The following is a 21,883-nucleotide window of genomic DNA, read 5'->3' on the forward strand; positions in this document are numbered from 1 at the left end:
ACGAGAGTGGATGAAAGTCTTAGGCGTCGTGCACGAGTGCGGCGGCGGTGTCGATGGCCGACTCGACATTGCCATCGTGCGGGTACAGCAGGCTGCGGCCCACGACGAGTCCGCGCACTCCGGGGAGTTCGAGGGCGTGGCGCCAGGATTCGAACGTTTCGGTCTGGTCGCCGACCGGGTCACCACCAAGGAGCAGGGTCGGCAGCGTGGTGGCGGCCATGACGCGGTCCATGTCGGGAACTACCGGCAGCTTCAGCCACGAGTAGGCGCTGGAGTTGCCGAGGCCCTCGGCGATGGCGATCGAGAGGATGACGGCATCCGTTGTGAGGTCGTTCTTGACTCGACCGTTGACCCAGGTGCTCATGAACGGTTCCAGCATGATCGGGAGGCCGGCCGCGGCGGCCTCACTTACTGCGAGCGCCGTCGCCTCGAGTGTGGCGAGCGAGCCGGCATCTTCGAGGTTGATGCGCACGAGGTTCTTGGCGAAGTCGAGGCGGTCGCGCTTGAGTTTGTCGATGTCGTAGGCGGTGTAGCGGTCGTCCATCTCGAATGACGACCCCCACAGCCCGCCGCGGTTCATCGACCCGACCACGATCTTGTCATCGAGCAGTCCGAGCAGTGCCAGGTCGTCGATGATATCGGGGGTGCCCAGCACGCCGTCAACGCCAGGTCGGCGGAGCGCCACGCTAAGGCTCTCGAGCAAGGCGTAGCGGTTGGCCATCGCGTTGGCGTCCTTGCGCACGCCGAGGGCGCCGCGGGCACGGTGATCAGCGGCAACGATGAACAGCCGACCGTCACCGCGAATCAGCTCACGCCGGGTGCGGCTGGCCAGTATCTCGCCGATGCGCGCGGGGTGCGCCGCGCGGGCGTCGCGCAGCGCGTCGAAGTCCAAGCTGGTCATGCTGGCAGTCCCTTCATGATTTCTTCAACCTCACCGGTCGTTGGCATGGCGGTCGAGCATTCCCGGCGGCTGGCAACGATGGCGCCGGCTACGTTGGCGAATTGCAGGATGCGGCGCAGCGGCCAGTCCTGCAGCAGTCCGTAGCAAAGCGCCCCGCCGAAGCTGTCGCCGGCACCGAGGCCATTGACTACGTCGACGAAGTACGGCGGCACTTCGACGGTTTCGGTGCGAGTCTTCGCGAGCACGCCCTTGGGACCCTGTTTGACGATGGCCAGTTCGATGCCGCGTTCCAACAGTGCGTCGGCGGCGCGCGACGGTTCGGTCTCGCCGACGGCGACCTCACACTCCTCCTTATTGCCGACCGCGACCGTTGCGTGATCAAGGGCGAGGGCCACCTGGACGCTCGCCTCCGCCGGCGTCGCCCAGAACATGGGGCGGTAGTCCAGGTCGAGGATCGTCAACGGGCTGCGCCCCCGGGCCTGCCAGGCCGCGAAGTGAGCGGACCGGCTCGGCTCTTCGCTGAGGCCGGTCACGGTCGACCAGTAGATGCGGGCGTTCCTGATGGCTTCGAGGTCGAGTTCGTCGGGGTTGATGACGAGGTCGGGGGCTTTTGGCGCACGGTAGAAGTAGAGCGGAAAGTCGTCCGGCGGAAAGATCTCGCAGAACACGACGGGGGTGTTCAGGTGGGGCACACCGGAGACGTACTCATCGCTCACACCGAGGCGGCGCAGCTCCTGGTGAATGTAATTGCCGAACGGGTCGTTTCCGGTGCGCGTGACGACCGCTGAGTTCAAGCCGTGGCGTGCGGCGGCGACGGCGACGTTGGTGGCGCTTCCACCGAGGTACTTCCCAAAGGTCGAGACGTCTTCGAGGCCGACACCGTCTTGCAGCGGATAGATGTCAACGCTGACGCGACCAATGGTCAGCACATCGTGGGGGAATCGCGGTGAGGTCGTCATGCGGCGATGTACAACTTTCTGAACTAGGAGTGGTCGGCTTGTCGCCGTTTACCCCACAGTAGCCTCCTTTACGCTTAATGTCATGACATATTCACAACAACTTTATTCAGAGCCAGCGCGGAGCGTCGGGAACGGCGCCGCTGGGCGACGAAACTCCTGATCGAGTGCGCCCGGTGGCCCACCCGGTCAGGTCGGCGAGGGAGCCGGAGATTGACGCCTGACCGCCCTGGTCACCGAGGCTCTCCACGGTCGGACCCGTCAGATCAAGACGGATGCCGCCGGCCGGCCACGACGCGACCACGTCGCCCAGCGTGCGCCGCAGCATCCGCTCTGGCAGGGCGTCGAACCCCGCCCCGGCGTTCAGATCGACCCCGTGCACCCAGAGCTCACGGGTGCGCATCCAGAGGGTAGCGGATGCCAGTACCACGCGACCCTGCCCGCCGCGCACCTCATGGGACCACCGCGACTCTGGCAGGGCCAACCAGGCCGCATCGAGCGCGGCAGCACTGCTTCGGAACAGTGCCAGCAGGGCGGCGGGGGCGAGGAGCGCGGTCTCGTCGATATCGCGGTCGCGCACCTCACGGGATTCGTACATCGGCGTCTCGACGCCGGTCTCCGCCCAAGTCACGAGACGACCGACGGCGAGGGCATTCTGGGCCAGGTGGGCGACGACATGGCGACGGGTCCAGCCCAGGAGTAGCGAATCCGCGTCGAATTGGGTGTCGGAGACGCTGTCCAGAAGCTCGGCCACGAACGTGGTGGCCGCTCGCGCATCGGCGAGCTCGGTGGCGATCAGCACGGTGTCTCTTGTAGCTGCAGCGTCATTGCTCATAGCGGCAACGCTACGGCACCAGATGGGGCCACGAAATACCGGCACGAAAAAGCCCCCGGAACCAAGGGTTCCGGGGGCATCTGTTGCGGGGGCAGGATTTGAACCTACGACCTCTGGGTTATGAGCCCAGCGAGCTACCGAACTGCTCCACCCCGCGACGCTGACCGCTTCGCGGCGGTCACCCTTCGAAAGAGTCTCGTCAAATCGGGTATTTTCGATCCAGCTGTTTCCTTTGGTGCTTTCAGTTTACACCACTCTTCGTGATCCTTCGAGCCAGCTGGGCCTCGTTTGGGACGCTATCGCGCCGAGTTTGCGCTGAGTAAGCACCAATTGAGGCACGACCGGACAAAGCGGGCTCGGACACGGTTATATGACTGTACCATCGAAGAAGATCGACGTTCTCAATCAAGCAGTCCAACCCTCCACCGAGTGAGCACGGCCATTCGACCGCTGACGGGCGGGTTCGCACTCGCACCCCCATTCGTCCGGAAAATTCGGGTAATTCGATTCAAATACCTGGCGTGCCGTACGGGAAGTGATCGAGACGAAGACCGGTCAGAAGGCCGGCGTCGCTACGCAATGCGGCCTTATTCAAGGGTTAGCAACATCCAACTCATGGCCAGACAGCGCTAACGTCGAGCCGCGCGCGCAGGCACCGTGGCGTCCCAATGCAGAGGTGTAATGCAGTCTCGGTGCCGGGTCGATTGATGTCTCATGTAACGATAGCGATGATGTCTTCGCAAGTCGGTAAGGTTTGCTGATAGCTCTGTGGGGTCCGGTCGCGCTGTACATGCCGGACTTTTCAGGATACGACAGCGGATTGGATGTCAGATGATTGCCTGGGCCCGGTATCCCTACGGTGGAACGCGTGTGCTCGTGACGGGCGCCGGATCAGGGATCGGTCGTTCGATCGCGCGGGCGTTTCTCGAACAGGACGCTCGGGTGGCCGTCACAGGACGCCGCGCTGGCCCGCTCCGCGAGACGGTGGAGGGTTTCCCTACCGATGACTCGCTCGTGATCGAGGGCGACATGGCGGCGCGCATCGAGGTCGAAGACGCGGTTCGAGCGATCACTGCGGCATGGGGTGGCATTGATGTCGTCATTGCGAATGCTGGCTTGTCGGAGCCGGGCACGATCGATGAACTGTCGGATGAATCGTGGGAACGCATGCGTTCGATCAACATCGACGGCATGGTGCACCTCGCCCGGGCTGTTGTGCCGGCGTTGCGTGAGTCCCGTGGCTCGTTCACCGCGATCTCGTCGATCGCGGGCCTCGGCGGTGACTGGCAGCAGGTAGGTTACAACACGACCAAGGGTGCGGTGAATGCCTTCGTGCAATCTCTGGCTCTTGACCTTGGCCGCGATGGAGTGCGGGTCAACGCTATCGCTCCGGCCTTCACGTCGACGAAGCAGACGCAGGAACGACTGGATGATCCGGTTTTTTGGTCGGCGCTGCGAGACCGTCTGGCGCTGGATCGGCCTGCCCTACCGGATGACATCGCTCGTGCTGCGCTCTTCCTAGCCAGCCCCGACGCTGCATACATTACCGGCGTCATCCTGCCGGTCGATGGGGGCACGACAGCGTCAAGCGGCACCCCCCGGCCTCTCGCCGGCTGAACCCGCAGGTCTTCTTCCTCGACCATCGGCTCGTGCGACACGGTCGATGCGAACGGGAACAGAGCGAACGGCACCTGGAAGGTGCGGGGTAGAACGTCGTAGCCGACCTCTTTGATTCGCATTGGCGCCAGGTTCGCACCAGCACAATCCCTGGTGGGATGTCAGCTGGCGTCACAGCATCGTGGCAGGACTCAACGACGCAGCGACGCAGCGAGTGCAGCATCCGCTCGTAGCAGCACCGCAGACGCGACCTCGAGTCCCTCGATGCGGCCCAGTTCGACATCCTCGTGTTCGATGTTCACGAGAATGTCGGGGTCCACCTCGTAGAGTGCACGAAGGAATTCAGTCCAATACGCAACGTCGTGGCCCTTGCCGAGCGCAACGAAGTCCCACGCGGCTGGTTTCGGCCACTCATTTGCCCACTCGTCACCGCCGAGGTTCGTGCGGGGCTCGTCGGAAGAAAGTCGACGGAAACGATTGTCGAGCACTCCATACAGCGCGGCTGTTTCCGGATTGACACGAACATCCTTCGCCGCGGCATGGAATACCAACGGGCCAAGATCGCGGATGACCGCCACTGGGTCCATCTGCTGCCAGAACAGGTGCGAGGCATCGAGTTCGACACCCACGTTTGTTGCTCCAGTGAGCTCCACGAGCTTGCGTATATCGGCCGGGTTGAACACAATATTTTGCGGGTGCAGCTCGAGAGCGACTTTGACGTCGTGGTCGGCCGCGAGACGGTCGATCTCACGCCAGAAGCCTGCAGCGATGCCCCACTGGTAATCGAGTACGTCGAGCGCGTCCGAATTCCAGGCATTTACGATCCAGTTTGTGTGGAGCGCGCCCGGCTCCCCGCCTGGCAAACCGGACATGGTGACTACCCGATGTTGGCCGAGTCGTTCGGCGAGCCGGATGCTGCGGCGAATGTCTTCCGCGTGTTTGTCGCCGATACGAGCGTTCGGGTGCAAAGGGTTGCCGTTACAGTTCAGGCCAGCAATACCGACCCCGGTGCCCTCGAAGATGCCGAGGAAATCATCGCGTGCTGTGTCGGAGATAAGAATATCGTCGAACGTCGGAATATGGGCCGGGGGAAGGAACCCGCCGGAGTTCAGCTCAATCCCCGTCAGGCCGAGACCGGAAATGATCGAGAGAGCCTCCGGCAGGCTGCGGTCGTGCAAAATCGCGTTGTAGACGCCAAGCTTCATACGAGTTCTCCTTTGAATCGAAACTGATGATGTCAGAGCGTATCTAGGACGTAATGTCCTGTCAAACATACCGTCCTCGAGACCGCTGCGCGATGAGACTCGGTACCCAACTCGGGTAAAGCGTGACTAAATGAGTATGGAAAGTACCATCTCTTATGAAGAATGAGTATTAAGTGCATGACACATTGACGACATGAACGCAAGGCGCACATCCCCACGGACCTGTTGCTGTTCTAACCTTTCGATCACCGGGCGTGCACGTTGGCGTTCGGGTGCTGGCTATCACCGCGAAGGAGCGTCATGACAGAAACTACCGATCTCAAGGATCCCGGCCCAGGATGCCCTCATCACGCGCCCTCCTCGCCTGAGGCAGTCGCCGTCGTCAGCGCGCCAGCTGAAACTGTTTCCCCAGTAACCGCCACAGGTGTCTCGGAACACTTCGTCGCGCTGCCGCTGGACCTCAGTGTTCACTATGACCCGTTGTCGTACGCCGTGTATGACCACCCCTACGACACCTACCGCCGGTTGCGGGATGCTGCCCCGGTCTATTTCAATCCGGATCGGGAGATCTATGTGGTCTCCCGCTATGACGATGTGCGTGCAGGGTTGGCCAACCATACTCAGTTGGTGAACTGTCTCGGCAACGACATCGATGGGACGCACGATTCGTACGGTGCCGGGATGCTCGTTGCCGAGGACCCTCCCCGTCACACCGATCTGCGGGCGGCCATCCGTCGCACCTTCGCCGCCCGCGAGATCCTGGTAAAAGAGGAGGGAGTGCGCGATTTCGCCCGAAGCCTCCTGGCCGACATGCACGCCCAAGGCGGTGGTGATTTCGCGAGCGACTTCGCCCTGCCGATGTCTATCGGCATGGGCATCTCTCTACTCGGCTCTCCACCGGAGGACAACACTGCATTTGTCGAACATCTCTGGCGGGCGATGGAACGAACAGTCGGCAAGTACGGCATTCCGGATGATGCGGCTGTAGCGAATGCGGAGACGGAAGAACTTCTCGCCCGTCGTTTCGCTGATCGCCGCTCCGCGATTGCCGACGGCGCCGATACTTCCGGCTCTGATGCATACACCCAGATCTTGTTGGCTTCCCATAAGGGGAAGGTCTTCGAAGGCGAGCAAGATGGGCTAGCCCATCTCATCCTCTCCGCTGCCAGCGACGCTCCCGCAGCCCTTTTCACCAACCTCGTTTATGTGCTGGATAAGTTTCCGCGCATGCAGGGACATCTCCGTGCGCACCCGGAGCTGATCACAGCCTTCGTCGAAGAAACACTGCGCTATGAAACGCCGGGCCAGAACGTGTCACGTCAGACGACGGAACAGATCGTCATCGCCGAATTCACCATCCCCGCCGACTCCCGAGTGATGTTCTTGCAGGGCTCCGCGAACCGGGACGAACGGGTCTACCCAGACCCCGACAATTTCGACATCAATCGTAAATTCACACCGAAGAACCGAATTATGTCGTTCGGTGAGGGAATCCACGCTTGCATGGGCGCCCCCTTCGCCCGCTTGGCCGCCAAAATTATGGTCGAGGAGCTGCTGAAAGGACCCGACATCCGTATTGTCGGCTCTCCCGTCCGGTGGGTGAAGCAACTGGTTCGCGGGTTCTCCGTACTCCCGGTTGAATTCGCCGAACCCGGCAGCGGTGTCGCCCACCAGCACTTCACTCTAGAAAACGGACGGTAGCCCAATGCAGTATCGCTCTTTTGGTAAAACTGGCTGGGATGTCAGCGAGATCTCGTTCGGTGCCTGGCAGCTCGGCGGCCAGTGGGGCGCTGTTGATGATGAGGAGTCCATCAGCGCGTTACTGCAATCGTACGAGCAGGGCATCAACTTCGTGGATACCGCCGAATTTTACGGCTTCGGGCACAGTGAAGAAGTAATCGGCGAATCACTGCGGCGTTGGCAGGGTGACAAGATCTATGTCGCCACAAAGATTCGCCCCATTCAGTGGCCAAATCCCGATCAGGATGACCCTCAAATGCGTGGCCGCTACCCCGAGTGGTACATCCGCGAGGGTATCGATGCCTCGTTGAAGCGCCTCGGGGTGGAACAGCTCGACCTGCTGCAGCTGCACTGCTGGGCCCCGTCTGCGGCGACCGAGCTCGACTGGCTCGAGACCTTAAACGCACTAAAGATCGAGGGCAAGATCAACAAGATCGGTGTCTCGATTCGCGACTACCGCCCCGACGAAGGAGTCGACCTGGCCAAGCTCGGTCTGGTCGACTCCATTCAGGTCATCTTCAACCTGTTCGAGCAACGCCCGGTCGACGCGCTCTTCCCTGCGAGTGCCAGCAGCAGTACAGCGATCATCGACCGAGTCGCGTTTGACTCAGGCTCGCTTTCCGGGTTGTGGACGCCCGCGACGTACGACTCGTGGGAAGACGGCTCGCAGCAGAAAGAAATGTTCCGCGGCGAACGGTTCTCCGAGACGTACAAGCGGGTCGAAGCGCTGAAAGAACTCGTGTCACCGTACTATTCCTCGCTGGCTGAGGCGGCGGTGAAATACGTGCTGTCGTCACCTGAGGTCTCGACTGTCATCGCCGGAATGAGCAGCAGCCGTAACATCGCGCGCAACGTCGGCTATTCCGACGGCGAGTCGTTTCCCGACGAACTGCGTACACAGTTGACCGACCACGCCTGGATTCGGAACTACTACAAATGAGCCAGCCGACCCCGCGACAAGTCCAAGTCGAGTTTCTTTCCCCCGCTGAACTCAACGCCGCCTTGGCAGATTCACCTATCGTGTACCTGCCGTTGGGGACGATCGAATTCCACAGCTCGCATTTGCCCGTCGGGCTGGACGCCCTCACCGCCCAGGGACTCTGCATCGACGCGGCCCGACGAACGGGTGGCCTCGTCCTTCCGCCGGTTTACCAGGGCACCGGTGGTGGGCATTCCGCCTACCCATGGACGATCATGATGCCGTCAGACACCGCCATTCGGTCAAACCTTCAACACACCCTCGACCGGCTGGAAGAATTCGGCGTGCAGCAGACCGTTCTCTTCAGCGGACATTTCCCCGACGAACAACTCGACCTGATCGACGGGTTCGCCATCGAGTGGAATACCGACCCGGACAAGTCCATGCACGTCCTTGCCACCGGTGTGAACCGGTGTTCTGACGCACCCATCGCCCCCGACCATGCCGGCGTTTTCGAAACCACCCTTTTGTACGCCTTCTGGCCTGAGCTGGTCCACCTCGACCGCCTGCCCTCCCTCGACGCACACCCAGCCATCGACCCGGGTAATGATGATCAGGGACTGCACCGCCACGACAACAGTCATCCGTTGTGGGGAATCTTCGGACCCGACCCCAGAGCCACGGATCTGTCCACCAGCGCAGTCTTACGTGAGTTCCTCACCGCCTGGCTGAGCAACCTCGTCTTGGAACGGATGATCTGATCAGCGGACCGCCACCAGATGGAACGGCACCGATGAATCACGCAGCTGGTGAACCCGTCGCGCTGCAGTGCACAACAATGAACCATGGCCGCTTTCATCGTTGAGCACGACTCGCCCCTGAGCGCGTGGGGACAGGTCCATAGGAACCTGCGCCACCGAATCGACAGCGGAGAGTTTGCCGCCGGTGACCGTATTCCCACGGAGCTCGAGCTGAGCACGGACTACGCGGTCAGCCGGGTGACGATCCGCCGAAGCATCCGGGCCTTGATCGATGAGGGATACCTCCGATCCCGACGCGGGTCCGGCACCTACGTCACCGATAGTACTGTCGCCCTGGTGTGCGAACTCGACCTGGCTCGACCGTGGAAAGAGCAACTCCTCATCGATGGTCATGATGCGCGATCACAATCCGTCCCCAGCGCCCATGACCTGCCGCTCCCCACCGCCGTGGCCCACGCGTTCGGGTGGAGGATACCCCTGATGCAGCTCCACTCCTCCGTGACGCTGCACACCGTCGATGGTGTGCCCATCGGGGTAACCGAGGCCTGGCGGAGCGAGCTTTGGGACGAAACAGCCCTCTCGGCCAACCGCCGCGACAACCCAGCCCCACTGGTCGCCGAATGCTTCGCCGAAGTCGGGTTCGCAACCACGTTCCAAGCACAGCTGTTGCAGTCTCACCTCGACATCCCGCTGATCGTCGTCATCGCGCGAACCCACTTCGAACTGTCCGGAGACATAGCCGAATACGCTCGAACCTCGTGGCTTGGAAGCCGCGTCAAACTGGCATACACCCGGCAACTCCGCGCCAGTCAGATGGATGTCGCCGAACACGACAAATAGCCGAGAATCGGAAGTCCAGATGCATGAACGATCTCGAGCGTTGACGAGGCGATTCGGGGCGCACCTGCTGTCGAGATACAAAAATACCGGCGCAGCCAAGGGCTACGCCGGTATTGCGCCGACTCAGTCATTATTCACCCCCTGTTGAGGGACCAAAAAACTTTATCTGGTCTGGCCTTTTCTGTTGCGGGGGCAGGATTTGAACCTACGACCTCTGGGTTATGAGCCCAGCGAGCTACCGAACTGCTCCACCCCGCGCTACAAGAACAAATTTAGCACACCCTGAAAGCACGGTCGACCACTTTGGGTCGGTATCGCACTGTATTCGCCAAAAGTGTGGCTCTACAGGCATCAAACACCATCGAGCCGAACAACCGCAAGCCCCCACCCGAGACGGGTGAGGGCTTGCGACAGGTCGTGCGGGTGGCGTTACTCGCCGAGCAGGGCGAGCATGCTCGCGATCGTCTCCTCCAGCTTGGCGTCTGCCGTGCCGTAGTCGGCGAAGTTGCCGGCGGAGAGCGCGGCCGCCTTCTCAGCGAGCGCCGTCTTGGCGACAGCGAGCAGGGCCTTGAGCTCGGCATCCGTTGTGGCGTCGCCCGTCGAACCGGTCGGCACATCCGTGCCGCCCGTCGTGTCGGGGTTGGTCGTTGTTTTGCCCCCGTTGTTCGTCGTGGCGTCGTCTGGCACGTCCGTGTCACCGGCCGTCGCACCCGAGTCGCCGCCGAACAGCACGTCGAGGGCACCGTCGAGGGTGTCCTCGAACGCGATCTGGTCACCGAAGGCCACGAGCACCTTCTGCAGCAGCGGGTAGCTGGTCTCACCGGTTGACTTCACGTAGACCGGCTGCACATACAGCAGGCCGCCACCGACCGGGAGGGTCAGCAGGTTGCCGTTCAGCACGGTCGACGACCCCTGTCGCAGCAGGTTGAGCTCGGTCGAGACGGTCGGATCGGCGTTGAAGACGTTCTGCACCTGGCCGGGGCCGGGCACTGTGCCGTCCTTGGGCAGGTTGAGCAGTCTCAGCTGTCCATACCCGTCGGCCCGCACGCCGTCTTCGGCTCCGGCATCGGCGTCCACGGCGAGGTACCCGTAGAGCACGTTACGGCTGGATTCACCGGTGGCTTCCGGCTGGAAGGTCGAGTACAGCGAGAACGACGGCTTGTCCGATCCGGGCACCTGCATGGTGAGGTAGTACGGCGGCTGCAGCGTGGGGTCGGTCGGCGGGGAGTCCGGGTCGTTCGGCGAGATCCAGGCGTCGTCCTTGGAGTAGAACGACCCGGGGTCGGTCACGTGGTACTGGCCGAGGATGGCGCGCTGCACCTTGAACATGTCGGCTGGGTAGCGCACATGGCTCATCAGATCGCCGCTCATGTCGCTCATGGGTTTGAGCGTCGACGGGAAGATTTTCTGCCAGGTCTGCAGCAGCGGTTCTTCGTCGTCCCAGGCATAGAGGGTGACCTCGCCGCTGTAGGCGTCGACGGTGGCCTTGACCGAGTTGCGCAGGTAGTTGATGCTGTCGAGCGCGTAGGGCTGCGGCGGCGTCTGGGTGTCGGCAATGGCCTCACTCAGGCTCACCGGCGTCGAATAGGGGTAGTTCGCCGAGGTGGTGTAACCGTCAACGATCCACATCACTCGACCGTCAACGACGGAGGGGTAGGCGTCGGAGTCGAGCGTCAGGTACGGCGCAACTTTCTGCACACGGGTGACCGGATCACGATCGTAGAGAATCTCCGACTTGTCGTTGACCGAGGCGGCCAGGAAGATCTGCTCGGACTGGAACTTCAGCGCGTAGATGAGTTTCTTGAACGCGTTGTCGAGTTTCGGTCCGCCGTCGCCGGAGAAGGTCGTGTAGGTCTGGCCGGCACCCTCTTCGCCCGACGGATAGTCGAGTTCGATCGGGTCGGCGCCATCCGCGTCACCGACGATGGAGTACTCGGGCGAGGTCTCGCCGAAGTAGATGCGCGGTTCGAAGTCGCCGAGCGCACCGCTGGTGGGGATGCCCGACTCGAGGAACACCGGCTGGCCGTCGACCGAGCGCTGGTTGCCGTAGGCGGCCACCATGCCATAGCCGTGGGTGTAGACGGTCTTCGAGTTGACCCAGGTGTTACCGGTGTTCAAGCCCTCGAGGTCGAGGTCGCGCACGGCGACGACGGTGTCCTGGGACACTCCGTCGATCATGTACCGGTCGACGTTCAGGTTGTCGGGGAACTGGTAATACTGGCGGAACTGCTCGAGCTGACGGAATGAGTCGCTGACCAGGGCCGGGTCGAGAATACGAATGTTCGCGGTCGTCGCAGCGTCGGCGCGCAGGGCGCCCGGCTCGGCGGTGGTCTTCGCGTTGTACGGGATCTCCTCGATGTCGGCGACGCCGTAGGCATCCCGGGTGAGGTCAATATTGCGCTCGATGTATTTGGCTTCGAGCGACTTCGCGCTCGGCTCCACCTGGAAACGCTCGACGACCCAGGGGTAGAGCGAGCCGATCAGCAGGCTTGACACGATCAGCAGTGCGGTACCGATAACCGGCAGGCGCCAACGGCCGATGATAGCCGTGAGAATGAAGAGCAACGCGACGACGGCCGCGATGCCGGCGAGGATGGCGCGGCCTGGGATGGTCGCGTTGACGTCGGTGTAGCCGGCGCCGGTGATGAGTGTGCCCTGGTTGGTCAGGGTGGAATACTGGTCGAACCAGATGCTCACAGCCTGCAGCAGCAGGTACAGGCCCGCCGTGACGGCGATCTGCACGCGCGCGGCCTTGGAGATGAGCACCTCACGGCCGGACACCCGGATGGAACCGTAGAGGTAGCTGGTCGCGACCGCGACGAGTGCCGCGATGAGTACGACAGCGGATGCGAAGGCGAGCACGGCCTGGTAGAACGGCAGGTCCATCAGGTAGAAGGAGATGTCGAAGTTGAACTGCGGGTCAACACGACCGGTCTCGGTGCGGTTGAGCCACATGAGCACGGTCTGCCAGCGGGTGGCGGCGGCGACACCCGCGAAGAGGCCGAGGAGGGCCGGGATGCCGTACATCGCGAGCCGTCGCAGCGGCTCAATGACCTGCTGGTAGCGATCGAGCTGCGAGTTGAGCTTCGCGTAGACCGGGCGCAGGCGATAGGCCAGCTGAATGCTCACCCAGACCGGTACGGCCATGGCGACGAATCCGATGAGAAAGAGCACGGTGCCGGCGATCCACTGGGTGGTCAGCACGCTCAGGAACCCGAGTTGGTCGAACCACAACACATCGGTATACAGTCCGGCGAAGATAAAGAACAGGATCACCAACCCCGCGATAATCGCTGCGGTGATTGCTAGCGGGGCTCGGCTGCGCCGGGGGGCGTTGTCGGCTGCTGATGAACTCACGTATTGGCCTCTTGCGCTCAGTCATTAGGTACAGGGCGATCACTAACCTGTGATCAGGGTCAACCTCTATCTTACTTAGGCGCTCCTGAGAGAGTCATCACTACAAAACTCTCGCTGTACTACCCGGCCGGACAACTCGGCAGATCGCTCGTATCAGCGCCGGACTTGATCGCGTCGAGGGCGGTGAGCGCCTCATCGAGGGTGGCGACCGAGAAGACGGTCAGACCGTCGGGGATATTGCCGGTCACCTCGTCGCAGTTGTCGGCCGGAGCCAGAAACCAGGTTGCATCATTTTCGACTGCGCCGTAGAGCTTTTGCTGGATGCCGCCGATCGGGCCGACCGCACCGGACTGGTCGATCGTTCCGGTGCCCGCCACGTTCTCGCCGCCCTGCAGTTCTCCCGGGGTGAGTTTGTCGATGATGCCGAGCGCGAACATCAGACCGGCACTCGGCCCGCCGACCTTGTCGAGCTGAATCTGAACCTCAATGGGAAAGTCGTAGGCGACCGACACGTTGACTCCGGCGACGATCGTGCCGTCGTTGTCGATCGGGGTGACCTCGACGGTCTCGGCGACGCCGCCGCGCACGATGTCGAGGCTGGCCGCCGTCTCGGCGCCGTTGGTCTGTAGTGCGGCACGCAATTCGGCGACGTTGGCCACCGGCGTCCCGTTCACGGCGGAGATCTGGTCCTCGGGTTCGATCACGCCCTCGGCCGGGGAACCGTCGGGCAGGCTGACCACCGAGACCGTCGTGGGGTAGTCGTAGCCGAGGTGAGTGAGCGCGGCCGCGATGGCATCCTGTTGAGAATTGATCATGTCGGCACTGGCCCGCGCATCCCGCTGTTCCGTGCTGACGTTCGCGGGGAAGACCTGGTCGATGGGCAGAACGGCCTCACTGGGGTCGAACCAGGCTCGAACAACGCTGAGCCAGCTCGGGCGGTTCTCCCGGTTGCCGAGCAGGGACACGGTGAGCAGGTCGAGCGTGCCCTCGGTCGGGTAGACCGTCTCATCCGGGATGGTGATGAGCGCGGTCTCGACGTCGTTCTCATCGGTGGCGGAGCCGAGGGTGTTGTAGACCGGGCCCGGCTTTTCGATGACGTACGGGGCCGGCATGATGCCGAGGATCACCCCGGCGACCAGGGCGAGCAACAGTGCCATCCAACCGATCGATGGGCGGCGGCGCCGTGCACCGTGGGGTGCCGGTGAGTCATCGGTGAAGAGAGCCACCGTGCTCCTTCCGTGTTGGGGTTTCGGGCCGTGTTCGCGACGGGCGCACAGCAAGCCCTTCAGCCTAGGATATTTCCCAGCCCCGGGCGGGCTACTCGCACTAGCGTAGAAGTATGCAACTGAGAGGGGCCTGAAGTGGCCGACGACTCCCTACCCCCGAAAGACCAGAACCCGGGCGAACCTGGTGATAACAACCCCAGCGACGAGTTCCGTGACATGCTCCGCGACATTCTCAGCGGCAAGAGCGGTATCGACCCGAGCCAGCTCGCCGGTGCCGCCGGCCTGCCGAATGACCCGGCCAGCGTGGCCGCCCTCATGCAGCAGCTGCAGGGCGCGATGAACGCTCAGGGAACCGGAGTGGACTGGCAGATTGCGCTCACCCAAGGTGAGCAGCGAGCAGCGAACGGCCAGCTCACGGCGACCGATGAGCAACAAACGCAGCTTCGTCAGGCCTTTCACATTGCGGCTCTCTGGCTCGACGACGTCATCACCGTGGCCGAACTCACGGTCGAACCGCGCCTGATGACGCGCCGTGAGTGGGTGACCGCCACGATGCCGCTGTGGACCCAGCTCGCTGAACCCGTAGCTACGAGCATCTCCGATTCCCTCACCAAGGTGTTCGCCGAGCAGGTGCCCGAAGAGATGCAGGGCATGGTGGCCAATGCGAGCCAGCTCGTGCGCAGCATCGGCGGTACCCTGTTTGCCATGCAGCTCGGCCAGGTCGTCGGCCAGCTGGCCAGTGAGGTCGTCAGCGGCTGCGACGTCGGCATTCCGCTGCTCGGCGAGCAGCAGGCCGCTCTCCTCCCCCAGAACGTTTCCGATTTCGGCGCAGGCCTCGACGTTCCCGCCGACCAGGTACAGATCTATCTCGCCGTGCGCGAGATTGCCCACGCCAGACTGTTTCGGCACGCCCGCTGGTTGCGCCTGCACCTGACCAGCGCGGTCACCGCCTACGCCCGCGGCATCAGCATCGACTCCAGCCGGCTCGAAGAGCTGGCCGGAAATTTCGACCCATCCAACCCCGAAGACCTGCGCCAAGCCATGGTCGATGGTTCCCTCATCCAGCAGAAGTCCGAATCCCAGATCTCGGCCCTGTCCAGGCTCGAGACAATGCTCGCCCTGGTCGAGGGCTGGGTCGACGTCGTCACCGCTCGCGCTACGATCCGACTGCCCAAAGCGGATGCCATCGCCGAGACCGTCAAGCGCCGCCGGGCCGCCGGTGGTCCGGCTGAATCCGCTTTCGCGACGCTCGTCGGTCTCGAACTGCGCCCGCGACGCCTGCGCGAGGCAGCAGCGATGTGGCAGGCCGTGACGGATGCCGTGGGTAACGAAGCGCGCGACGCGCTCTGGTCGCACCCCGACCTGCTGCCGACATCGGAGGATATCGACGATCCCCAGCGTTTGATCGCCCGTCTCGCGAGCGTGGCGCGCGGCGAACCCGAGGTGCTCGACGACGTCGACCAGGCGCTCGAAGACCTGCTGCGCGATGACGGCGCCGAACGCCCGCACGAGGATTAGGGCACTTTCTACCCCGCAACGGGGGTCGCAACGTTGCCGCAACCTTTGCTGATCTACCGTCGTTCAACGGACGAAATGTCCCAAACGAAGGAGTTTGGCAATGACAATAACCGAGAGCACCACGAGCACGTCCACCCGGGTACCGACGACCATGCACGCGGCTGTCGTGCACGAGTTCGGCCAGAGCCTCACCATTGATGAGGTTGCCGTACCCACGCCGGGCCCCGGCCAGGCCCTGGTGAAACTGATCAGCAGCGGCGTCTGCCACACCGACCTGCACGCTGTGGAGGGCGACTGGCCGGTCAAGCCGAGCCCGCCGTTCATTCCCGGCCACGAAGGCGTCGGTCACATCGTCGCCCTCGGCGCGGGCGTCGATGACCTCGCCATCGGCGACCTCGTCGGCAACGCCTGGCTCTGGAGCGCCTGCGGCAGCTGCCAGTACTGCCGCACCGGCTGGGAAACCCTGTGCGAATCGCAGCAGAACGGCGGCTACAGCGTTGACGGTTCGTTCGGGCAGTACATGCTCGTCGATTCCCGCTTCGCCGTGCGCATTCCCCATGGCGCCGACCCGGTCGAGATCGCCCCGGTACTGTGCGCCGGTGTCACCGTGTACAAAGGCCTCAAGATGACCGAGGCGCGCCCCGGTCAGTGGGTGGTCATCTCCGGCATCGGCGGCCTCGGCCATATCGCCGTGCAGTATGCCAAGGCGATGGGCCTGCGCGTTGCGGCCGTCGATATCGCCGACGACAAGCTCGCCCTCGCCCGTACGCACGGCGCCGAACTCGTAATCAACGCGCGCGATGAAGATCCCGTCGCCGCCATTCAGAAAGCCACCAATGGTGTGCACGGCGTGCTCGTAACCGCGGTCCACCCGGCCGCCTTCGGTCAGGCAATCGGCATGACCCGGCGCGGCGGAACCATCGTCTTCAACGGCCTGCCGCCGGGAGATTTCCCCGCCCCGATCTTCGACATCGTGCTCAAGGGCCTCACCATTCGCGGCTCTATCGTGGGCACCCGCCAGGACATGGAAGAAGCCCTGCAGTTCTACGCCCGCGGCCAGATTCACCCCACGGTCTCCGAACGCCGCATCGACGAGGTCAACGAGGTTCTCGACGAAATGAAGCACGGCAAGATCGACGGTCGCGTGGTCATCCGCTACTAGCGGCCACTCGCCGAGGTGCGGGCCGCGTGAACGCTGAATCCCAATATTCGGTGTGAGCGCGCCCGCACCTATCCTTCGCCCCAACTTGCCTGTGGAGAACCGGCTATGCCCGCGACAAGTGCGTCATCATGTCGGCATGGCCCTTCGACTGAATCCTCGATACCCGCTGGTGTGGCGCACACCGCATTGCGTGCAACTCGGCGTCGACGAGGCCATCGTGACCATCGGAGAGTTGACGGTCGCCCACGAAGCCGTGCTCTCAGCCCTCGCCGTGGGGGTGCACCGATCAGGCGCGATGCTGCTCGGAACACTCGCCGGGGCATCCGCTGCCGAGGTGACGCACCTGCTCGAGCTGCTCGAACCGGCACTGCTCTACGTGGCCGACGATGCGGAACCACCGGTCACCCCGCTGCCGCGCACCGTGCTCGTGGACGGCGTCGGACCGACGGCGCTTCGAGTGCGCACCCTGCTCGCCAATCTCGGCATCGAGGAGCCGCCGCCGGGCCAGGACCCTGAGCTCGCCGTGCTGATCGGCCAGTACGTCTTCTCCCCAGAGCGTCACGGGCACTGGTTACGCCGGGACATTCCGCACCTTCCGGTGGTGTTCAGTGACAGCGCCGTGCGGGTCGGGCCGCTCGTCGAACCGGGCTTCGGGCCCTGCCTGACCTGCCTCGAACTCGCACACGTCGATGACGATCCGGCCTGGCCGGCCATGGCCTGCCAGCTCGCCCCGCGGCAAGCCCCGAGTGAAACGGCCAGGCTGAGCTTTGAAGTCGCCGCCCGCGTGGCCGGGCTCGTGCAGGATCGACTGGAGACGGGCCGGTCCACGGTGTTCGCCCGGTCGCTGCGCCTGAACGCCGTGACCGCCACGGTCACCTGGTCTGCGCACCGCCTCCACGAGCGGTGCGGCTGCCAAGCTCTTGGAGAAAGCGGGACCGTTCCCGCGCTGCACGAGCCTGCACGCCCGACGACGACCAGCTCAGCGCGAGTCGTTTTCGGGCCCGAGTGATGCCGACGTAGAGCAGCCGGCGTTCCTCGTCGATCTGCTCGAACGTGCTCGCGTAGCTGATCGGCACGAGGCCCTCACTCAGGCCGACCACGAACACGACGTCCCATTCCAGACCCTTGGCCGAGTGCATGGTGGCGAGCGTCACCGCCGACACCGTCGGTTCGTGCTGGCCGGCCTGCCGTTCCATCAGCTCGTCGGTGAACTGTCGAAAGGTGGTTCCCGGGGCGGCCTGGTCGACCAGGCCCATCAGGGCATTGAGCGATTCCCACCTGGCCTGCACCGCGCCGCGCGTCTCCGGCGCGGTCTGGCTCCAGCCGAGGGAACGCAGCACATCGCTCACCGATTTGAACAGCGGTTCGCCGATGATTGAAACGGATGCCGCGCGCAGGCTCATCACCGCCTGCTTCACCTCGGGCAGGTCGAAGAACCGTTTGGCCCCGCGAATCTGGTAGCTCACCCCCACCTCGGTCAACGCCGTCTCGAGCAGCGCCGCCTGTACGTTGACCCGGAACAAAACGGCCACGTCTTCGGGTTTGGTGCCGGTGTCGATGAGCTGCAGAATCTGCTCGGCGACGCCGCGGGCCTCGGCCATGTCGGAGGCGTACCCGCGCACGGTCGGGTCTGCACCGGTGTCGGACTGCGCGGCGTGCAGGGTCAGGGCGCCGGAACGACCACGCATGAGCTGGTTGGCGGTGGCCACGATCGGCGCGGTGGACCGGTAGTTCTGCTCGAGTCGCACGACCGTCGCGTCTTCGTAGTGCTTGGGAAAGTCGAGCAGGTAGTCGCTGCGGGCACCGGCGAAGGAGTAGATGGTCTGGCTGGCGTCGCCGACGACGCAGAGGTCACGGCGATCACCGAGCCAGAGCGCGAGCAGGTCGTGCTGCAGCGGCGAGACGTCCTGGTATTCGTCGACGACGAAGAAGCGGTACTGCTCGCGCACCTGCAGCGCCACCGAGGGTTCGGCTTCGATCATGCCGGCCATGGCGAGCAGTACGTCTTCGAAGTCGATCTGCTTGCGTTCGTCTTTGAGCTTTTCGTAGGTCTGTTGCAGGGCGACGACCTGGTCGATGTCGAGCCGGCCGGGCAGGCTGCGGCGGGAGATGCCGGCGGCGTACTGCTCGATGGTGAGTCCGCTGGTCTTGCGCCATTCCACCTCCGCGGCGAGGTCGCGCAGGGTGGCCGTGTCGATTTTGAGGTGGAGGGCCTCGGCGGCGTGGCCGAGAATGCGGCCCTTGCCGTCGAGGATGCGGGGTGCCTGCCCGCCGACGACGTGCGGCCAGAAGTAGTTCAGCTGCGACAGGGCGGCGGCGTGAAAGGTGCGGGCGGCCACTCCCCCGGCGCCGAGCTGGCGCAGGCGACCGCGCAGTTCCGCGGCCGAGCGGCTCGTGAAGGTGAGCGCCATGACCCGGTTGGGGGCGTACGCGCCGGACAGCACACCGAGCGCGATGCGGTGGGTGATGGCGCGGGTCTTGCCGGTTCCGGCGCCGGCGAGCATGCACACCGGGCCGATGAGTGCTTCAGCGGCTATGCGCTGTTGTTCATCGAGGCCGTTCAGTAGCGAATCGGTGGTGACCGTGACGGGCACCGTCACGGCCGGATCAGTTCGGGTGCGGCCGGCAGCGGGGCGCCGAGCCAGCGTTCGATCATGGCGTGCGCGATGGAAGACGGGCCGGGCAGCAGCATCCACTCGCCGGCGTCCTGCAGTTCCTGCCGGCTGAACCAGCGCAACGCCAGGATCTCCGCGCCATCGGGTAGCAGGTCACGGGCCTGCTGGTCGTCGGCGAGCCGGGCGGTGAAGCCGCACATGACCGAGGCCGGGAACGGCCACGGCTGGGAACCGACGTAGACCGGATCGGTGACCCGGAGGCCGGATTCCTCGAACATTTCGCGGATCACGGCCGTCTCCAGGGCCTCCCCCGGTTCGACGAAGCCGGCAAGCAGCGAGTAGCGGTTGTTCTCCCACATGGCGTTCGAGCCGAGCAGGATACGGTCGTCGGCGTCGGTGATGAGCACGATCACGGCGGGATCGGTGCGCGGGAACACCTGACTGTTGTCGATCGGGCAGCGGCGCACCCAGCCGCCCTCTTCGACCGCAGTGGCGGCTCCGCAGCGCGGGCAGTGCGCGTGCGAGGCATGCCAGTTGAGCACGCCGAGGGCCTCCGTGACCAGTCCGGCGTCACGGTCGCCGAGCACGGTCGCGACCGTTCGCAGGCCCACCCAGCGGTCTTCGTCGGGTTCGAGGCGGGCAGCGGCGGCGTCATCGAGCTGTACAGCCACGATACGGGTGCCGAATGCTTCGGGCAGGTTCGTGGGCAGCGACCGGCCGAGGTAGACGCGCAGGCCGACGTTTTGTGGGCTCATCTGCAGGCTCGACGGCGGCAGAAGGGCCAGGCGCGGCCCTGTGCCGGGATCGAGCGGCGCGAGCAGTATTTTGCCGTGCCAGACCGGCAGCACACGGGTGGCGGCATCCGCCCAGAGCTGGTCCAACAGTCCGGGAAGGCCGCGGCTGAGGTGGTCGCGGTCGACCGCGTGGCGAGACAGCGGCAACCGCGTCGTGAAAGTGAACGACATGGGTTATCTCCGAGCTCTGCGAGAACGTGCTGTGGAGGCGTGGCGAATAACCACCAGGCCGGAAGTCGATCTAACCTAGTAGGCATGGCCAGAACTCAACTCACTCTAGCCGCGTTAGCCACCTCCGCTGTTCCGGGGCTCGACGTGGCCTACGCCCGTAAGCACAGTGCCGGCGCGCACGGATTGTTTGACTCGGCGCTCGTCATCGACAAAGCCGGGCGGGCGCTGATCATTCGCGTTCCCACGAGCCAGTCGGCCGAAACCGAGCAGTCCGCCGACCTCGTGGCGTTGCGCGCGCTCACCACCGGCAATCGCAGCCGGCTGCCGTTCGACGTGCCGGAATATGTCGGCCAAACACCGATCCAGGGCACACGCGCTGTCGTTTACGAGCTGCTCGCCGGTGACAGCTTCGATGCGGATGCCCTCACCGGGCACGAGGGCGTCTCCGGGTCGATCGGGCGGGCCATCGCCGCGATCCACTCGCTGCCGAGCGCCTTCATCGGCACCGCGGGGCTGTCCCAACAGAGCGCCGAACAGTGCCGCAAGGACGCGATCGATCTGATCGACCGGGCCGCCAACACCGGCTACCTGCCCGCCGCGCTGCTGCGCCGCTGGGAGCAGGCCACCGACGACGAGGCACTCTGGCAGTTCGCACCGGCCGTGGTGCACGGGTCGATGTCGGCCGATTCCATCCTCATCACCGACGATGCCGTCTCGGGAATTCTCGGCTGGTCTGGCCTCGCCGTCGGCGACCCGGCCCGCGACCTGCACTGGCTACTCGCCGCGCGCGGCGACGCCGCCGAACTCGCCCTCGACGCCTACTCCACCGCCCGCCAGGGCAGCGATACCCACATCACCCAGCGCGCCATGCTCTACGCCGAGCTGGAACTGGCCCGCTGGTTGTTGCACGGCGTCAGCAGCCACGACCAGACCATCGTCGATGACGCCGTCGCCATGCTCGATGGCCTCGTCGACACGGTGCACAGCCACACCCAGCAGCCTCTTTCCCCCGAAACCGGACCGATCATGACCGTCGGCGACGTGGAGAACATGCTCGACCACATGCCGCGCGCAGCTCGAGATTACGACCAGCACGCGGCCATGCACACCGACAGCTACAACTTCTCCGGGCTCACCATAGAGCCTGATGATGACTCCGAGTCGGACGTTTCAGGCACCGACGTTTCAGGCACCGACGTTTCAGGCACCGGGGTCATCGCTCCGGACCAGGCAGCGAGCAGGTCAGCCTCCGAGTAGAGCCGCTCG

16 protein-coding genes and 2 tRNA genes are annotated in these 21,883 nt (G+C 64.2%); 8 read left to right on the plus strand and 10 right to left on the minus strand.

The features are described from left to right. Nucleotides 1-19: 19 nt before the first annotated feature. The 4 genes from E3O06_RS12450 to E3O06_RS12465 form a co-directional block, all read right to left on the minus strand. The gene (locus E3O06_RS12450) at nucleotides 20-901 is read right to left on the minus strand and encodes a Cgl0159 family (beta/alpha)8-fold protein (protein ID WP_134503703.1); all 882 of its coding nucleotides are present in this window, start codon (nucleotides 899-901) and stop codon (nucleotides 20-22) included. Beyond that, nucleotides 898-1,860, minus strand: coding sequence for a 5-dehydro-2-deoxygluconokinase (gene iolC, locus E3O06_RS12455; RefSeq protein WP_134503704.1), 963 nt, complete (start codon nucleotides 1,858-1,860; stop codon nucleotides 898-900). Before iolC ends, E3O06_RS12450 begins: the two co-directional genes overlap by 4 nt. Before the next feature lie 106 nt (nucleotides 1,861-1,966). Beyond that, nucleotides 1,967-2,692 carry a maleylpyruvate isomerase family mycothiol-dependent enzyme gene (locus E3O06_RS12460; RefSeq protein ID WP_134503705.1) on the minus strand — a complete coding sequence of 242 codons (726 nt, stop codon included), beginning with the start codon at nucleotides 2,690-2,692 and terminating at the stop codon, nucleotides 1,967-1,969. An 83-nt stretch (nucleotides 2,693-2,775) separates the two neighbouring features. After that, nucleotides 2,776-2,849: transfer RNA gene (locus tag E3O06_RS12465), tRNA-Met, on the minus strand. A gap of 674 nt (nucleotides 2,850-3,523) precedes the next feature. On the opposite strand from E3O06_RS12465, the gene E3O06_RS12470 reads away from it, so the two are divergent. Then, nucleotides 3,524-4,309, plus strand: a complete 786-nt coding sequence (locus tag E3O06_RS12470) for an SDR family NAD(P)-dependent oxidoreductase (protein WP_134503706.1) — start codon at nucleotides 3,524-3,526, stop codon at nucleotides 4,307-4,309. A gap of 191 nt (nucleotides 4,310-4,500) precedes the next feature. Here the strand turns inward: E3O06_RS12470 and E3O06_RS12475 are convergent, their stop codons facing one another. After that, nucleotides 4,501-5,514, minus strand: a complete 1,014-nt coding sequence (locus E3O06_RS12475) for a sugar phosphate isomerase/epimerase family protein (RefSeq protein WP_134503945.1) — start codon at nucleotides 5,512-5,514, stop codon at nucleotides 4,501-4,503. A gap of 300 nt (nucleotides 5,515-5,814) precedes the next feature. Here E3O06_RS12475 and E3O06_RS12480 point away from each other — a divergent pair, with 300 nt between their 5' ends. The 4 genes from E3O06_RS12480 (at nucleotide 5,815) to E3O06_RS12495 (ending at nucleotide 9,774) form a co-directional block, all read left to right on the plus strand. Further along, nucleotides 5,815-7,215: a cytochrome P450 gene (locus E3O06_RS12480; RefSeq protein ID WP_134503707.1), complete on the plus strand. Its 1,401-nt coding sequence runs from the start codon at nucleotides 5,815-5,817 to the stop codon at nucleotides 7,213-7,215. 4 nt (nucleotides 7,216-7,219) lie between these two features. Beyond that, nucleotides 7,220-8,194 carry an aldo/keto reductase gene (locus tag E3O06_RS12485; RefSeq protein ID WP_134503708.1) on the plus strand — a complete coding sequence of 325 codons (975 nt, stop codon included), beginning with the start codon at nucleotides 7,220-7,222 and terminating at the stop codon, nucleotides 8,192-8,194. Then, on the plus strand, nucleotides 8,191-8,934 hold the full coding sequence (locus E3O06_RS12490) for a creatininase family protein (RefSeq protein WP_134503709.1): 744 nt from the start codon (nucleotides 8,191-8,193) through the stop codon (nucleotides 8,932-8,934). Before E3O06_RS12485 ends, E3O06_RS12490 begins: the two co-directional genes overlap by 4 nt. 84 nt (nucleotides 8,935-9,018) lie before the next feature. Next, nucleotides 9,019-9,774 (plus strand): GntR family transcriptional regulator, encoded by a 756-nt coding sequence (locus E3O06_RS12495; RefSeq protein WP_134503710.1) that lies wholly within the window; start codon nucleotides 9,019-9,021, stop codon nucleotides 9,772-9,774. Nucleotides 9,775-9,958: 184 nt separating this feature from the next. On the opposite strand, the gene E3O06_RS12500 is transcribed toward E3O06_RS12495, so the two are convergent. The 3 genes from E3O06_RS12500 to E3O06_RS12510 all read right to left on the minus strand — a co-directional run bounded on the left by E3O06_RS12500 (nucleotide 9,959) and on the right by E3O06_RS12510 (nucleotide 14,357). Then, nucleotides 9,959-10,032, minus strand: a tRNA-Met gene (locus E3O06_RS12500). A gap of 171 nt (nucleotides 10,033-10,203) precedes the next feature. After that, nucleotides 10,204-13,131 (minus strand): UPF0182 family membrane protein, encoded by a 2,928-nt coding sequence (locus tag E3O06_RS12505; protein ID WP_174843226.1) that lies wholly within the window; start codon nucleotides 13,129-13,131, stop codon nucleotides 10,204-10,206. Between the two features lie 119 nt (nucleotides 13,132-13,250). Further along, on the minus strand, nucleotides 13,251-14,357 hold the full coding sequence (locus E3O06_RS12510; protein ID WP_174843227.1) for a YlbL family protein: 1,107 nt from the start codon (nucleotides 14,355-14,357) through the stop codon (nucleotides 13,251-13,253). A gap of 216 nt (nucleotides 14,358-14,573) precedes the next feature. Here E3O06_RS12510 and E3O06_RS12515 point away from each other — a divergent pair, with 216 nt between their 5' ends. Further along, a complete protein-coding gene (locus E3O06_RS12515) occupies nucleotides 14,574-15,875 on the plus strand; it encodes a zinc-dependent metalloprotease (protein WP_134503948.1) in 1,302 nt (433 codons plus the stop codon). A 151-nt stretch (nucleotides 15,876-16,026) separates the two neighbouring features. Further along, the gene (adhP, locus tag E3O06_RS12520) at nucleotides 16,027-17,037 is read left to right on the plus strand and encodes an alcohol dehydrogenase AdhP (RefSeq protein ID WP_134503949.1); all 1,011 of its coding nucleotides are present in this window, start codon (nucleotides 16,027-16,029) and stop codon (nucleotides 17,035-17,037) included. A gap of 872 nt (nucleotides 17,038-17,909) precedes the next feature. Here adhP and E3O06_RS12525 read toward each other — a convergent pair. Both E3O06_RS12525 and nudC read right to left on the minus strand, forming a co-directional pair. Next, entirely contained in the window at nucleotides 17,910-19,637 is a 1,728-nt protein-coding gene (locus tag E3O06_RS12525) for an ATP-dependent helicase (protein WP_241980142.1), read from the minus strand. Further along, on the minus strand, nucleotides 19,634-20,617 hold the full coding sequence (gene nudC, locus E3O06_RS12530; protein WP_134503711.1) for an NAD(+) diphosphatase: 984 nt from the start codon (nucleotides 20,615-20,617) through the stop codon (nucleotides 19,634-19,636). Before nudC ends, E3O06_RS12525 begins: the two co-directional genes overlap by 4 nt. 84 nt (nucleotides 20,618-20,701) lie before the next feature. Here nudC and E3O06_RS18070 point away from each other — a divergent pair, with 84 nt between their 5' ends. After that, nucleotides 20,702-21,874, plus strand: coding sequence for a phosphotransferase (locus tag E3O06_RS18070; RefSeq protein ID WP_134503712.1), 1,173 nt, complete (start codon nucleotides 20,702-20,704; stop codon nucleotides 21,872-21,874). The last annotated feature ends 9 nt before the right edge of the window (nucleotides 21,875-21,883 follow it).

Source organism: Cryobacterium glaciale, assembly GCF_004402535.1.
Lineage (GTDB): Bacteria > Actinomycetota > Actinomycetes > Actinomycetales > Microbacteriaceae > Cryobacterium > Cryobacterium glaciale.